The following is a 292-nucleotide window of genomic DNA, read 5'->3' as shown; positions in this document are numbered from 1 at the left end:
TACACCTTTTACTTCATCATACGATTCATCACGGCCACAGGTGTCCGGGTCAGTGAACTGGTGCTGTTTGAGGTCAGGGATGTATACCAGGGATACAAGGATATTTATTCAAAGGGGAACAAAATGAGACGCATCTATATCCCATCCTCCCTGCAGAAAAACGCCATACACTGGCGTGAGGCAGAGGGAAGGCACTCCGGTCCCCTGTTCCTCAGCCATATGGGATGCTGTATCTCCATCTCGGGAATCCGGGCGCAGTTAAAGACTTACGCCTGCCGCTATAACCTGGACC

At 51.0% G+C, this 292-nt stretch carries 1 protein-coding gene; it reads left to right on the top strand.

Annotation, left to right across the window (positions count from 1 at the left end; genetic code table 11):
- Positions 1-292, top strand: a 292-nt coding sequence (locus LK536_RS58675; RefSeq protein ID WP_506092319.1) for a site-specific integrase, incomplete at both ends; no start/stop codon positions are given.

Origin of the sequence: Clostridium pacaense (assembly GCF_020709765.2) — a bacterium.
Lineage (GTDB): Bacteria > Bacillota > Clostridia > Lachnospirales > Lachnospiraceae > Enterocloster > Enterocloster hominis.
This window is presented reverse-complemented; position numbering and strand designations above follow the sequence as displayed.